The sequence below is a fragment of the Paraburkholderia rhynchosiae genome, from assembly GCF_002879865.1.
In the GTDB taxonomy this organism is placed as follows: Bacteria; Pseudomonadota; Gammaproteobacteria; order Burkholderiales; family Burkholderiaceae; genus Paraburkholderia; species Paraburkholderia rhynchosiae.
Map to the genome: position 1 here is coordinate 127,759 of NZ_PNXY01000003.1, position 14,358 is coordinate 142,116.

The 14,358-nt window shown below is 63.9% G+C and carries 11 protein-coding genes; 5 read left to right on the forward strand and 6 right to left on the reverse strand.

Annotation, left to right across the window (positions count from 1 at the left end; all coding sequences use genetic code 11):
• Positions 1-48 precede the first annotated feature (48 nt).
• Positions 49-1,896, reverse strand: a complete 1,848-nt coding sequence (locus C0Z16_RS05265; RefSeq protein ID WP_102631139.1) for a tetratricopeptide repeat protein — start codon at positions 1,894-1,896, stop codon at positions 49-51.
• A gap of 304 nt (positions 1,897-2,200) precedes the next feature.
• On the opposite strand from C0Z16_RS05265, the gene C0Z16_RS05270 reads away from it, so the two are divergent.
• Both C0Z16_RS05270 and C0Z16_RS05275 read left to right on the forward strand, forming a co-directional pair.
• On the forward strand, positions 2,201-3,256 hold the full coding sequence (locus C0Z16_RS05270) for a cation diffusion facilitator family transporter (RefSeq protein ID WP_102631140.1): 1,056 nt from the start codon (positions 2,201-2,203) through the stop codon (positions 3,254-3,256).
• A gap of 144 nt (positions 3,257-3,400) precedes the next feature.
• A complete protein-coding gene (locus tag C0Z16_RS05275; RefSeq protein ID WP_102631141.1) occupies positions 3,401-5,125 on the forward strand; it encodes an FAD-dependent monooxygenase in 1,725 nt (574 codons plus the stop codon).
• A 20-nt stretch (positions 5,126-5,145) separates the two neighbouring features.
• On the opposite strand, the gene C0Z16_RS05280 is transcribed toward C0Z16_RS05275, so the two are convergent.
• The 4 genes from C0Z16_RS05280 to C0Z16_RS05295 are packed head-to-tail and all read right to left on the reverse strand — an operon-like array spanning position 5,146 to position 10,414.
• Entirely contained in the window at positions 5,146-5,397 is a 252-nt protein-coding gene (locus C0Z16_RS05280; protein ID WP_102631142.1) for a formate dehydrogenase subunit delta, read from the reverse strand.
• 8 nt (positions 5,398-5,405) lie between these two features.
• A complete protein-coding gene (gene fdhF, locus C0Z16_RS05285; RefSeq protein ID WP_102631143.1) occupies positions 5,406-8,351 on the reverse strand; it encodes a formate dehydrogenase subunit alpha in 2,946 nt (981 codons plus the stop codon).
• 15 nt (positions 8,352-8,366) lie between these two features.
• On the reverse strand, positions 8,367-9,932 hold the full coding sequence (locus tag C0Z16_RS05290) for a formate dehydrogenase beta subunit (protein ID WP_102631144.1): 1,566 nt from the start codon (positions 9,930-9,932) through the stop codon (positions 8,367-8,369).
• Entirely contained in the window at positions 9,929-10,414 is a 486-nt protein-coding gene (locus tag C0Z16_RS05295; protein WP_102631145.1) for an NAD(P)H-dependent oxidoreductase subunit E, read from the reverse strand. Before C0Z16_RS05295 ends, C0Z16_RS05290 begins: the two co-directional genes overlap by 4 nt.
• 134 nt (positions 10,415-10,548) lie before the next feature.
• Here C0Z16_RS05295 and C0Z16_RS05300 point away from each other — a divergent pair, with 134 nt between their 5' ends.
• The gene (locus C0Z16_RS05300) at positions 10,549-11,628 is read left to right on the forward strand and encodes a substrate-binding domain-containing protein (protein WP_102631146.1); all 1,080 of its coding nucleotides are present in this window, start codon (positions 10,549-10,551) and stop codon (positions 11,626-11,628) included.
• Between the two features lie 110 nt (positions 11,629-11,738).
• Entirely contained in the window at positions 11,739-12,005 is a 267-nt protein-coding gene (locus tag C0Z16_RS05305) for a hypothetical protein (RefSeq protein ID WP_102631147.1), read from the forward strand.
• Positions 12,006-12,111: 106 nt separating this feature from the next.
• On the opposite strand, the gene C0Z16_RS05310 is transcribed toward C0Z16_RS05305, so the two are convergent.
• Positions 12,112-12,471 carry a COG4315 family predicted lipoprotein gene (locus tag C0Z16_RS05310; RefSeq protein WP_102631148.1) on the reverse strand — a complete coding sequence of 120 codons (360 nt, stop codon included), beginning with the start codon at positions 12,469-12,471 and terminating at the stop codon, positions 12,112-12,114.
• An 837-nt stretch (positions 12,472-13,308) separates the two neighbouring features.
• Between C0Z16_RS05310 and C0Z16_RS05315 the strand changes: the two genes are divergently transcribed.
• Entirely contained in the window at positions 13,309-14,262 is a 954-nt protein-coding gene (locus C0Z16_RS05315) for a lysophospholipid acyltransferase family protein (RefSeq protein WP_102631149.1), read from the forward strand.
• Positions 14,263-14,358: the final 96 nt, after the last annotated feature.

A 14,358-nucleotide genomic window follows, 5' to 3' on the forward strand; every position in this document is an offset into this window, starting at 1 on the left:
GAGAACGCGGGGTTTTTTTCTGAATGCCGCAACAACGCCAGCGAGCCGTTAGCCGCGGCGCAATTCCTTCGCCACCGCCTCGACCACCTCACGCCATGCACCGGGCCGCGGCTGACGCAGCAGGGTCGCGCTGGCATACCACGGGCTGCGCGTGTCGCCGGCACACCAGCGCCAATCGGGCGCGAACGGCAGCATCAGCCACAGCGGCTTGCGCAACGCGCCGGCGAGGTGAGCAATCGACGTATCGATCGAAACCACCGCGTCGAGCCGCTCGATGATCGCCGCGGTGTCGGCGAAATTGCCAATCCGTTTATCGAACCGATGAATCGACGCGGCACGCGGATGCGCGTCCAGCGCGGCGCATTCGTCGGCGCTGAGATCGGGCTGCAGCACGATCCAGTCGATGCCTTCGATCGCGAAGAGCGGGTCGAGCGCGGCGAGCGGCATCGAACGCGTTTCGTTCTGCTGGATGCGTCCCGACCACGCGAGCCCGATCTTGCGCTTCGCCTGGCCGCCGAGCGAGCCGCGCCATTTGCGCCGATACGCGGGCGGCGCGCTGAGGTAGGGTGTGCGCTCAGGAATGGTGTCGAGCGTCGTGCCGAGCGCGAGCGGCAAGCTCAAGAGAGGGCATTGCAGATCGGCGGCAGGGCGCGGCGCGCCTCTCGGAATCAATGTCACGCGCCACGCCTGCGCGGCCGGTTCGAGCAGCGGCAGCAATTGCGGCTGCACTTCGAGTACCACGCGCGCCGCACGTTGCGCGGCCAGCGGGACAAAGCGCGCGAACTGCAAGGTATCGCCGAAACCCTGCTCGGCATGGATCAGCAGCGTGCGCTGTTCGACCGGCTCGCCATGCCAGCGCGGCAACGTTTCGATTGCCGCTTCAGCGACGGTCTGAAAGCGCCATTCGTATTCCGGCAGCCCGCGCGCGAAATCGCCCAGCGCTAGCCACGCGAGCGCGCGGTTCATGTGCGCGGACGCGAGATCGGGCTGCACGCGCAGCGCCTGATCGAATGCGCGCACGGCGGTGGCATGCGCGCCCAGCGCCTGATGTGCGGTGCCGAGGCTCAGCCAGGCGAGCGCGAATTGCGGATCGAGCCCAACGGAACGTTCGAGATACGGGATGGCCTGCGTATGACGCCCGAGCGCGGTCAGTGCGTTGCCCATGCCGAAGATGGCCGGCGGCAGGTTCGGTTGCAGCGCGAGCGCCGCTTCGAACGACGCAACGGCTTCCGCGTGACGGCCGGTGGCATCGAACGTATTGGCGAGATTGAAATGTGCGGCGACAAAGCGCGGCTCCGCGGCGAGCGCCGCCTGGAAGCAGGGGATGGCTTCGTCCGCGCGGTGCAGCGCATTCAACGACATACCCATGTTGTTGAGCGCGCCGGCGTGGCCGGGACGCAGTTCCAGCGTGCGCCGGAACGATGCAATGGCTTGCTCGTGACGCCCGAGCGCGTGCAACGCGTTGCCGAGATTGTTGTGCGACGACGCGTCTTCAGGTTGCAGGCGCAACGATCGGCGGAACGCGTCCGCGGCGTCTTCGTGACGGCCCGCCGCCGCATACGCGTTGCCCAGGTTGTAGTGGGCCATCGGAAAAGACGGCGCGAGCGTGAGCGCGTTGCGGAACTGGTCGATGGCCTCGTCGATCTGGCCGAGCGCCTTCAGCGCGTTGCCGAGGTTCAGTTGCAGCGCGGCGTCTTGCGGGCGCAGGTTGACCGCGCGCCGCACCAGCTCGGCGGCTTCGGCGTGCTGGCCCTGCTGATGGCGCAGCACGCCCAGCAGGTGCAACGCATCGACGTGCGCGGGATCGCCGTCGAGCGTCGCGCGGTAACCGCGTTCGGCGTCGTCGAGGCGGCCGTCACGATGCGCCGCGAAAGCGCGGTCAAATACAGGTTGCATGACGGGGATGGCATTCGGGTGAGGCAGAGGCCGCATTTTCCCACACTCGCCGGACCTCGCCCGGTTTGTCCCGTCGTGCGGGTGTCGCCTGGCTCGTGAACACCTGCGCACATGTATGCCAGGAATGAGCGCTGCTAGGGCTTCTTCCTCACTTCTGCCACCACGGCGAGCGAGTGCTTCCACCGGACTTCGGCCACTTGTTCGGGGAGTCGACTTATTCCCTGCAATACTGGCGGTTAGGTTCAACAGAAACGTTGATTTCGGACGAGGCCGAACCGGCCCGCCATGACGCATTGGATTTGCCATGAAAAAAATTGAACAACGGGAAGATGAACACGCGCGTTCGTGGCGTGACGCGTCCGACCACAGCCACGACGGCGGCCACGGTCGCGACCACGGTCACGGCCACGACCACGACCACGGCGACGGCCACGCCGGACATCACGATCACGCCGGCCATCACCATCACCACGCACCCGTCGCAGGCCACGGCTTCGCGTTCGCGCTGGCCGTTGCGCTGAACGTCGTCATCGTCGTGATTCAGGCTCTGTATGGCGTGCTCGCGCATTCCACGGCGCTGCTCGCCGACGCGGGCCACAATCTCTCCGACGTCCTCGGCCTGCTGCTCGCATGGGGCGCGGCCTGGCTCGCGACGCGCCGTCCTTCGGCGCGCTATACATTCGGCTTCGGCAGCTCGTCGATTCTCGCGTCGCTGGCGAACGCGGCGCTGCTGCTGTTCGCGTGCGGCGTGATCGTCGCCGAAGCGATCGGCCGCCTGATGAACCCGGCGCCCGTGGCGGGGCTGGCGGTGTTCGTGGTCGCGGCAGTGGGCATGGTGGTCAACGGGATTTCTGCGTGGCTCTTCATGCGTGGCCAGAAGGAAGACCTGAACATTCGCGGCGCGTTTCTGCACATGGCAGCCGATGCCGGCGTCTCCGCGGCGGTCGCGATAAGCGGCCTCGTGATTCTCTACACCAGCTGGACGTGGCTCGACCCGCTGATGAGCCTGCTCGTGGTCGCTGTCGTCGTGTATGGGACGTGGAGCCTGCTGCGCGATTCGGTGCGCCTCGCGCTCAATGCCGTGCCTTCAGGCGTCGATCTGCAACGCATCCACGACTATCTCGCCGATCAGCCGGGCGTCGAGGACGTGCACGATCTCCACGTATGGGCGCTGTCGACGACCGGCAACGCACTCAGCGTGCATCTGGTGATGCCGGCGGGGCATCCCGGCGACGAACGGCTCGATGGCATCGTGCTCGCGCTGCGCGAACGCTTTTCGATGCAACACGCAACACTGCAAGTCGACCTCGGTACGACCGATCACCGTTGCGCGATGGATCATTCGCCGCACGCGCACTGACGCGTGCACGCGAACGTCCGAAGCGGGCGCTCGGGAAGGCCCCCAAACCGTATGCGCAGTAAGCCGCGCAATTGATGCAGCGCGCCGTTCGGCGCGCGGGCGCGCGGCGTACACTAGAGCGCACTGAGGTCTGCGGAGTTTCGCATGGACGCTGCTGCAAACAATGCGTCGCCGGTCTTGATCGTCGGGGCAGGTCCGACGGGGTTGGCCGCCGCAATGAGTCTCGCACGCGCTCACATTCCCGTGCGTCTGATCGACCGCGCGATGCAGCCGAACCCCTATTCGCGGGCAATCGGCATTCAGGCGCGCACGCTCGAACTGCTCGAACAGCATCGGCTCGTTGAGCGGTTTCTCGAATTGGGCCATCGCGCTCGCGTCGCCAATCTTTTTTCCAACGGCATGCGCCTCGCGCAGCTCGACTTCGATCCGCTGCACACGCGCTATCCGTATCTGCTGTTTCTCGATCAGTCGGTGACTGAGCGTCTGCTGACCGAGCATCTCGCGACGCTCGGCGTGACGATCGAGCGGGGCGTCGAACTCACGATGTTTTCACAGGGCTCCGTCGGCATTCAGGCGACGCTGCGGCGCGCCGACGGCCATACGGAGACGCTGCGCCCGTCGTACATGATCGCCGCCGATGGCGCGCACAGCATGATTCGTCACGGGCTGGGCTTGAGCTTCGCGGGCAAGACGCTCGAGCAGACTTTCCTGCTCGCCGATCTGCACGCCGAAACCGACTGGCCCGACGACGAGTTCCATATCTTCGCTTCCGGCGAGGGTCTCGTCGCGCTGTTTCCAATGGGCCACGGACGGCATCGGCTGATCGCCGATCATGCGGTGGAGCCGGTCGCTGCCGCTGCGCCGCTTTCGCCGGTCGTGCTCGGCGAACCTCCGCTGAACCGCGTAAGCGCGCCGTCACTCGAAGAATGCAAGGCGCTGCTCGCGAGGCGCGTGCATGAACGCGTCGATGTATCGGAGTTGGCGTGGTCGTCGTATTTCCACCTGAACAGCCGGATGGTGGAGCGGCTGCGTGTCGGCCGCATTTTCCTCGCCGGCGACGCCGCGCATGTGCACAGCCCGGCCGGCGCGCAGGGGATGAACACGGGCATTCAGGAAGCGTTCAATCTCGGCTGGAAGCTCGCGCGCGTATTGAAGGGTGCGGCGCCGGATCGGCTGCTCGACACGTACCATCTCGAACGGCATCCCATTGAACGCGATGTGCTGCGCCAAACCGGCTTTATTACGCAGATGGCCGAGGCCGATCATGGACCGCTCAAGCTGCTGCGCGAACGCGTGATGCCGGTTCTCGCCGCGCTCGGTCCGTTGCGCGACGCCGCGCGCTCGACCATCAGCGAATTATCGATCCAGTACCGGCGCAGTCCGCTCACACTTGAGCGGGTGCTCGACGGCGGGCCGCGCGCGGGCGAGCGCGCGCCGGATGCGGTGGTGCATGTGGTCGACGGTCCGCTTGGACGCGCGCCCGGCATCGGCTGCATTTACGATCTGCACGACCCTGCGTTTTTCTCGCTGTTTCTGCTCGTGCCGCCATTGCCGGTCGACGAAACGCCGCTCGATCCCGCAGCGAAACACGCGCCGCCGCCCGACGCGGAAGTCGAGCGTCTCGCTGCTGAAGTGGAAAGATTGTTGCCTGGCGCCGTGCGCATCTGGCGCGTGACGGACACGACCGGCGACGGCGGTCCGTCGCTAGCGGAATCGTATGGACGGACGCGGCCGTCGTTCTATCTGGTGCGGCCCGATGGCTACATCAGCGCCCGCGGGCGCAACGGCTCGGATCTGAACGGCCTGTTGCGGCATTGCGAAACCTGGTTCACGCCGGGTGGGCAAATACCCGAGCCGACGGCTTTATAAAGCCGCCGGCCGCCGCCGTTTCATGCGATGGAAGGCTCCGCAGGCGTCAGGCGCTCGCGATGTTTGACGAGCGCTTCCTTGACGATATCCGACATCGCGATGCCGCCCGGGTCCGGCGCATCGAGCGACGCCAGCAACGCGCGCCGCATGCGCGGCTCCCAGAAGCGGCGGATATGATCGGCGACGCCGGTCACAGCTTCTTCGCGATCCGGCATCGAATCGAAAAAATCGCCGATGCGGTTTGCCATGTCGATCAGATTCTGAGTGTCCATGGCTCGCCTCACTTACCCGATGTCACGTTGGCCAGCTCGCGCTGCTTCAGCAGATCGAGCTGCTCCGCGTTAAAGCGCGAATACTCCTTCTGCCATTGGGACGGCTGTTCGACCGGCATCACCTGCACCGCGGTCACCTTGTATTCCGGACAGTTGGTCGCCCAGTCCGAGCTATCGGTGGTGATCACGTTGGCGCCCGATTCAGGGAAGTGGAACGTCGTATAGACGACGCCCGGCTGCATCCGCTCGGTGACCTTCGCGCGCAACACGGTTTGTCCCGCGCGCGACTCGATGCCGACCCAGTCGCCCGTCTTGATGCCGCGTTCTTCTGCGTCGTGCGGATGCAGTTCGAGCCGGTCTTCGTCGTGCCAGCGCGAGTTCTCGGTGCGGCGCGTTTGCGCGCCCACGTTGTACTGCGACAGGATGCGCCCGGTCGTGAGCAGCAGCGGGAATTTGCGCGTGACTTTTTCCGGCGACGCGATGAACTTCGTAATCACGAACTTGCCCTTGCCACGCACGAATGTGTCGATGTGCATGGTCGGCGTGCCGTCCGGCGCGTTCTCGTTGCAAGGCCACTGGATGCTGCCCAGTTCGTCGATCTTCTTGTACGACACACCGTGAAAGGTCGGCGTGAGACGCGCGATCTCGTCCATGATTTCGGACGGATGCGCGTAGTCCATTTCATAGCCGAGCGCGCGCGAGAGCAACACCGTGACTTCCCAGTCGGCGTAACCCGGCACCGGCGGCATGACCTTGCGAACGCGCGAGATGCGGCGTTCGGCGTTGGTGAACGTGCCGTCTTTTTCGAGGAACGTCGAGCCGGGCAGCAGCACGTGCGCGTACTTCGCGGTCTCGTTCAGGAAAATATCCTGTACGACAATGCATTCCATCGACGACAAAGCCGCGGACACATGGTGCGTGTTCGGGTCCGACTGCACGATGTCTTCGCCCTGGCAGTAGAGGCCCTTGAAACTGCCGTCGAGCGCGGCGTCGAACATGTTCGGAATGCGCAGACCCGGTTCCGTTTGCAGCGTGACATTCCACGCTTCCTCGAACTGCGAGCGCACGATCGTATCGCTGATGTGGCGATAGCCCGGCAGTTCGTGCGGGAACGAGCCCATGTCGCACGAACCCTGCACGTTGTTCTGGCCTCGCAGCGGATTCACGCCGACGCCTTCGCGGCCAATGTTGCCGGTGGCCATCGCGAGATTGGCGATGCCCATCACCATCGTCGAGCCTTGCGCGTGTTCGGTGACGCCGAGGCCGTAGTAAATCGCGGCGTTGCCGCCGGTCGCATAGATGCGCGCGGCTTCGCGCACGTCCTGAGCCGGTACGCCGGTTACGGCTTCCGTCGCTTCCGGCGCATTCTCCGGCAGCGCGACGAAATCGCGCCATTGCTCGAACGCGCGCCCTTCGCAGCGCTCGGCAATGAACGCTTCGTTCAGCAGGCCTTCGGTCACGATCACGTGAGCAAGCGCGTTGACGATCGCCACGTTGGTGCCCGGACGCAACTGCAGATGATGCGACGCCTTCACGTGCGGCGTATCCACGATGTCGATGCGCCGCGGGTCGACGACGATCAGCTTCGCGCCTTCGCGCACCCGGCGCTTCAGGCGCGAGCCGAACACCGGATGGCCGTCGGTCGGATTTGCGCCGATCACCATGATGACGTCGGCTTTATCGACGGAGGCGAACGTCTGCGTGCCCGCCGATTCGCCGAGCGTGGTCTTCAGGCCGTAGCCGGTCGGCGAGTGGCACACGCGCGCGCAGGTGTCGACGTTGTTATTGCCGAATGCGGCGCGCACGAGCTTCTGCACGAGATACGTTTCTTCGTTCGTGCAACGCGACGACGTAATGCCGCCGATCGAATCGCGGCCGTGTTTCGCCTGAATGCGGCGGAATTCCGAAGCCGCGTAATTGATCGCTTCTTCCCAGCTCACTTCGCGCCACGGGTCGGTGATCTTCGCGCGGATCATCGGCTTCGTGATGCGGTCCTTGTGCGTCGCGTAGCCCCACGCAAAGCGGCCCTTCACGCAGGCGTGGCCTTCGTTCGCCTGGCCATTCTTGTGCGGCACCATGCGCACAACCTCGTTGCCTTTCATCTCGGCCTTGAACGAGCAGCCGACGCCGCAGTACGCGCACGTCGTGACGACCGAATGCTCAGACTGACCGAGCATGATGACGGTCTTTTCCTGCAACGTCGCGGTCGGGCATGCGGCGACGCACGCGCCGCACGACACGCACTCGGACTCCATGAACGGCTGGTTTTCGCTGGCCGCCACGCGTGATTCGAAACCGCGCCCCGCGATGGTCAGTGCGAACGTACCTTGGGTTTCCTCGCACGCCCGCACGCAGCGATTGCAGACAATGCATTTCGCCGGATCGTAGGTGAAGTACGGGTTCGATTCGTCCTTCTGGTCCTTCAGGTGGTTTGCGCCGTCGAAACCGTAGCGCACTTCGCGCAGACCGGTGACGCCCGCCATGTCCTGCAACTCGCAGTCGCCGTTCGCGGGACAGGTGAGGCAATCGAGCGGGTGATCGGAGATATACAACTCCATCACGTTGCGGCGCAGCGATTGCAAACGATCGGTTTGCGTGCGCACCTTCATGCCGGCTTCGACCGGCGTCGTGCACGAGGCCGGATAGCCGCGCTTGCCTTCGATCTCGACGAGACACAAACGGCATGAGCCGAACGGTTCCAGCGAATCGGTTGCGCAGAGCTTCGGCACATTCACACCGGCTTCGGCCGCGGCGCGCATCACTGAAGTGCCGGCCGGCACGGTCACCGCCTGGCCGTCGATTTCCAGCGTGACGTCGATGTCGGCATGACGCTCGGGCGTGCCGTAATCGGTTTCGTCGAAGGGCGAACGGGTCGCGCGCGCTTGCGCTTGCGATTTGCACGCGCAGTTGCCGGAGCCGCAGCCGCCGGCAGGTGAGTTGAGCATGTCTGACATGGTTGGGCTCCTCGTTCAGGCCGCAGCTTTCGGTGCGTCGGTGGAAACGTCGGCGAGACCGAAGTCTTCAGGAAAATGGTCGAGCGCGGACAGCACCGGATACGGTGTCATTCCGCCCATCGCGCACAACGAGCCGGACACCATCGTGTCGCACAGATCGCGCAGCAACTGCACTTGTCGCGTGGACGTATCGCCGTTGCGGATCCGCGCGATCACCTCGACGCCGCGCGTCGAACCGATGCGACACGGCGTGCACTTGCCGCACGATTCGATCGCGCAAAAGTGCATCGCGTATTGCGCGAGCTCGGCGAGGTTCGACGTGTCGTCGTGCACGACGAGACCGCCGTGACCGACTACGGCGCCGACCGCCGCGTACGCTTCGTAATCCATGGGAATGTCCCACTGGCTTTCCGGCAGATAGGTGCCGAGCGGGCCGCCCACTTGCACCGCGCGCGCCGGCCGGCCGCTTGCCGTGCCGCCGCCGTAGTCGTAGACCAGTTCGCGCAGCGTCACGCCGAACGCGAGTTCGACCAGACCGCCTTGCTTGATGTTGCCGGCGAGCTGGAAGGGCAGCGTGCCGCGCGAACGGCCCATGCCGAAGTCTTTATAGAACGCCGCGCCGCGCGCGAAGATGATCGGCACCGTAGCCAGCGTGATGACGTTGTTGATCACCGTCGGCTGACCGTAGAGGCCGACGAGGGCGGGCACCGGCGGCTTCGCCCGGACGATGCCGCGCTTGCCTTCGAGCGATTCGAGCAGCGCGGTTTCCTCGCCGCATACATATGACCCGGCGCCCTTGGCGACGAACAGCTCGAAGCGATGCGCGGAGCCGAGCACGCTGTCGCCGAGCCATCCGGCGGCGCGGGCTTTGGCGATCGCCGTTTCGAGCGTGGCGATCGAATGCGGATATTCGCTGCGTACGTAGATGTAGCCGGCCGTCGCGCCGGTCACGACGCCCGCGATGATCATTCCTTCAATCAACACGTACGGATCGCTTTCCATCACGAGGCGATCGGAGAACGTGCCGGAGTCGCCTTCGTCCGCATTGCAGACGATGTATTTCTGGGGAGCCCTGGCAGCGCGCACCGTGCGCCATTTGATACCGGCCGGGAAGGCCGCTCCGCCGCGTCCGCGCAGGCCCGATTCGATCAACGCTTCGCAGGCGGCGTCGCCGTCGGTTTGCAAAGCCTGGCGCAGACCTTCGAGGCCTCCGTGGGCGACGTAGTCGTCGGTGCAAAGCGGGTCGGTGATGCCGATGCGCGCGAACGTCAGGCGCTGCTGCTTCTTCAGATACGGAATCTCGTCCACCACGCCGACGCGGCGAGCATGCTCGCCTCCGTCGATAAAGCCGGCATCGAACAGCGCGGCGACGTCACTTTCTTCGACGTTCGCGTAACCGACGCGGCCTTCAGCCGTTTGCACTTCGACGAGCGGTTCGAGCCAGAGCAAGCCGCGCGAGCCGTTGCGGACCAACTCTATCGCGATGCTGCGGCGCGCGGCTTCAGCTTTGATCGCGTCGGCCAGCGCATCGGCGCCGAGCGCAAGCGCCGAGGAATCGCGGGGAACATAGATGCGGGTCATGCCGTCACCTCCACGCATTTGCTGGCGGCCGCGAAAATCGCGTCGAATTTTTGCGGCGTGACTCTGGCGTGCAGCGTGCCGTTCACCATCATTGCGGGCGACAGCGCGCATTGGCCAAGGCAATACACCGACTCCAGTTCCACCGCGGCGCCCGCCTCATGCGCGGCGTCGAAACGGCAACCCGTATGCGACTCGATATGCTGCGCGAGCGCTTCGGTGCCCATGCTGCGGCAGGCTTCCGCGCGGCACAGTTGCACCGTAACGGGCGCAGTCGGCTGCGTGCGGAAATGGTGGTAATAGGTGATGACGCCGTGCACTTCCGCGCGCGACAGGTTCATCACGCGAGCGAGCGGCGCGACTGCGGCAGGCGGCACGTAGCCGAGTTCGTCCTGAATCGCGTGCAGCACGGCTAGCAGCGACATGCCGGGCTTCGCGTGACGCTCTACGAGCTGATCCGGCGCGATGGCGATGAGATCGTCCAAGTGGGGGCTCCTCCAAAGTCATATATGCACTTGTTATTCATAATGTGTGCACTTATGCTTCGTTTATTCGATATGGGATAGCCGAACGATAGGCGGGCGAAACAGTCGATGCAATAGGAAAGACCTGTACATATATGATCAGAATCGAGTGCCATGCGCAACTGGTGTTGAAGGGTCCGGACGGCCGGGAGGCCAGCCTGTCGGACGTCGTGCCGCTGCTGGCTCTGGTGAACGAGTCCGGCAGCATCGCGCAGGCGGCAACGCTTAAGGGTTTGTCCTACCGCCACGCGTGGGGTTTGTTGCGCGGAATCGAGGAGCGCCTGGGCGGTCCGCTGATCGCGAAGGAGCGCGGCCGCGGTTCGGTGCTGTCGGAACTCGGGCAAGCGGTGCTGCGCGCACAGCGTCTGTGCGGCGAGCGGCTCGACGGCAACATGCAGGCGCTTGCAAGCGAAGTGGCGAGCGACCTGAACCGCTGGCTCGCTCCGCCCGTCGATCATGTGCGCATTCACGCGTCGCACGGTTATGCGGTGGCGGCGCTCGTCACCGCGCTGGTTGCGAATGAGCATCCGGTCGACATCAAGTATCGCGACGGCGCGGACGCCGTGAGTGCGCTTTCGCGTGGCGAGTGCGAGCTGGCCGGGTTCCACCTGCCGCTCGGCGAATTTCGCGCGGCATGCGCCGATACGTACCGGCGCTGGCTCGATCCGCAACGCCATGTGCTCGTGCATCTGACGCGGCGTAGGCAGGGGCTTTTTCTCGGCAAGGGCAATCCGAAGAGCATCAGCGGCTTGAGCGACCTCGCGCGCGACGACATTCGCTTCGTCAATCGCCAGCATGGCTCAGGTACGCGCATGCTGCTCGATCTGGCGCTTCGCAAAGTGGGCGTCGATCCGGATCGCGTGAACGGCTATGCGTCGGCCGAACTTACGCATTCGGCGATTGCGGCGTTCGTAGCAAGCGGCATGGCGGACGTGGGCTTCGGCGTGGAACCCGCGGCGCATCATTTCGGGCTCGACTTCATTCCGATCGTCGACGAAGACTATTACTTCGCGTGCGACCGCGCGCGCCTCGAGCGCGCGCCGCTGTCCGGGGTGATCGAACTGCTGCGCGGCAGCCCGTTTCACGAGAGTGTCGATCAACTGCAAGGCTACGATCCGACCGAGTGCGGCAAGCTCGTAGATCTGGAGGCGGGACTGAGCAGCGCGGGCGCGTAAGCGGCGGTAAACATAACGTGGCCTTCGCCGCTGCGTATGGCGTTCGTTTGGGATACTCTCTAAGCTTCCGCTTTTGCTCAACCGCGCGCCCCGCCGCGCTCCGAATCGATATGAAAGTTCTTCTACATGCATGGGCCGCCGCCGCGTCGGCCGGCTTGCTCCTCGCGACCCTACCCGTCGCTTTCGCGCAGAACTCGCCGGGCGTGCCGGGCGGTATCCTGCAGGAGCAGTTCCGTCTGGCCGAACATCCGCAAATGCCGTTCGCCGCGTCGGCGCCGTCGGACAAATATCAATCGAACAAGAAGTCGGCCATGCGCAAGCGCGGCGACCTGGGCGATCCGAACGGCTGCAATCTGCGGTGTCCGAAGGACGAGTAGCGCACTGCTTCGAAAGCTCGTTGAGTCATGCGAGCTTTGTGAGTTTGTGAAGCGGAACGCCGGCGATTAGCCGGCGTTTTTTATTGGCTTTCGAGTCGCGCGCCGGTTAAGGCTTCGCCGTGTGCCACACGTCCTTGAAGCCGTCTCCTTTCATGTCTCCCGCCTGCTTGTCCGCCGAGTAGCGATATAGCGGATGGCCTTTGTATGCCCATTGCTGCTTGCCGTCCGCCGACGGGATCAGCGTCCAGTCGCCCGAGGGTTTGTCGGACGCGCTTGCGACGGCAGCCGGCCAGTAGGTCGTGCAGCCACCGGTGCAGGCGCTTACGCCGGGTGTGGTGTCTTTGTCGAAGGTGTAGAGCGTCATGCCGTCGGCGCTGACAAAGCGGCCATCGACCACTTTCGGCGTTTCGGCAAAGGCGGTCTGTTGCAAGGCGAGCAGGGCGAGGCAGAAGAGGGTCTTGCGCATGATGTCGGCTCCTATTGTTGGTGTGATCGTGTGAGTTAGCGCGCGAGGCGGCTCGCGTCCGCGCGTGAGGCATCAACGAACGAGCCGGTGGGTTTATTCCACGTTTTGTGCTCTGCGCCTGGCCAACTCGTACCGGGTATGCATGCCACTTGCACTGTCAGAGTAGGCGACCGATTCGCGTTTAGCAACGCGCTCCTGAAGGCGCAAAACGCGAGGGCGTGGGTCGATTGCCGCTGCATCGAATTGAGTTAATTCCCATTCGGCCTTAGGAATATTTCTCGTTGCATGTAGTATTGGTAAATTATCCAGGCGGAGGATTTGCAGATAAATCCCTCTGTGAATGAGGAATGATTGAATAGCCTTTGTTGATGATGTGTGCACATGCCCGGTGCGTAAACCTGGGAGCCAATTGATAACGCCGATTGCCCGGCGTTAATTAGTGCAGGCAGGCTGCCCGTGTGCGTTGCCAGGCAAACGTTATTCGGAACTTTCGGGATTTAAGAAAGAAAAATCCGGCGAATTAAGATAAATGAAAAATTGCGTCAAGATTATGTTTGGATAAAATCTCGGGTGCTAGAATCGCCGCGGCTTGATGAGTAGAAATTCACTCGCGAGCTATTCATTGATTCAGTTAACCGAGGTAAATAAAAATGCAAAAGATCAATCGTAATGAACTGGCCAAATCCGCTGTTGCTGGCGGTTGCTGCAAGAGCAGCTGCGCAAAGACGACGCAGCCGACGCTGAAGAGCGCTGCTCCGGTCAAGCCGCGCGCCTAATGTTCGACCGTGCCGGGACCACGCCCGCTGGCGCGGTCCCGGCACACGAACGAACTTCAACATGAAGCCGTGGGTCGTCGCGTGGGGCTTGCTGACTTTCCTGCGCAAAAGGTTGGCGCATGCGAAGCGTGGCGTACAGGTTGTGTTGATCGCGCGCATGCCGCGTTCTGCAATCGAGCCACTGGCTGCCGTTTTATGGCGAATCTGCGGGCTCGTCGATGCACGTACGGGTTGGGAAGGCGTCTGCCGTTGCGAGATTGGCCGCGAGGTACTGGAGCTGGCGCTGTCCAACCCGGGCCGCGTCGCCGCCGGCCGCTTCCGGGAGCGCCTGATCGACCAGCGGATCTATTTCGGCCGGCTGTCGCGGGGCAGCGAAACATGGTCCGACCTGCAGCAGGTCGCGAGTGCGCTCGCCAGGAAGATTGCGCAATTGCAGGCGGATGAACCCGGGCGTCCGGTCATCGTGTCGCCGTTTCACTATGTGTCACAGTACGCGAACATTTACGTCATCGACGAATTGCGGGCGCTGCTCGGACTCGAGTCCATCGCGGTGGTGTCCGGCGTGCCGCGAGATCTGTACGGCGATGATCATTCGCTCATACCAGGCGTGAACGTGCTGTACACCTACGGGGACGACGATCGTAACGGCCTCGGCCTGCGTGTCGCGCGGGCGTTGAGGCGCAATGGCGTCGCCGTGTTGTTTGCCGACGTGCCTCCATTCGCGCTGCACCGTTATCCGATGGAGACGGTGAGCGTCTCCATGTTCGGGCGCAACGCACGCATTCATAACGGCGTGTTTCGGCTGGGCGCGCAGTTCAACGCGATATTGTTGCCGTTCTATCTGCGCTTCGAGCGCGGCCGCTTCGGCGCTGAAATATTCAATCCATTGCCGCTTGCGGGGACGGGCGCTGTTCAGCAAGTCGCAAGGTATATCGAACAGGCGGCCGCGGACAACTATTCAGATTGGCTGGTTGCCGGACATCCCTCGATGTACTCGTTCGCGCCCGTTCGCTAAAGGTTTTCCCGCCGGTACTAGCGTCGCGGCATCGGGTTCGTCCGAAAAGCGCACAGGACAGAAATGCGCACAGAAATGCGCACAGACACAGCACCG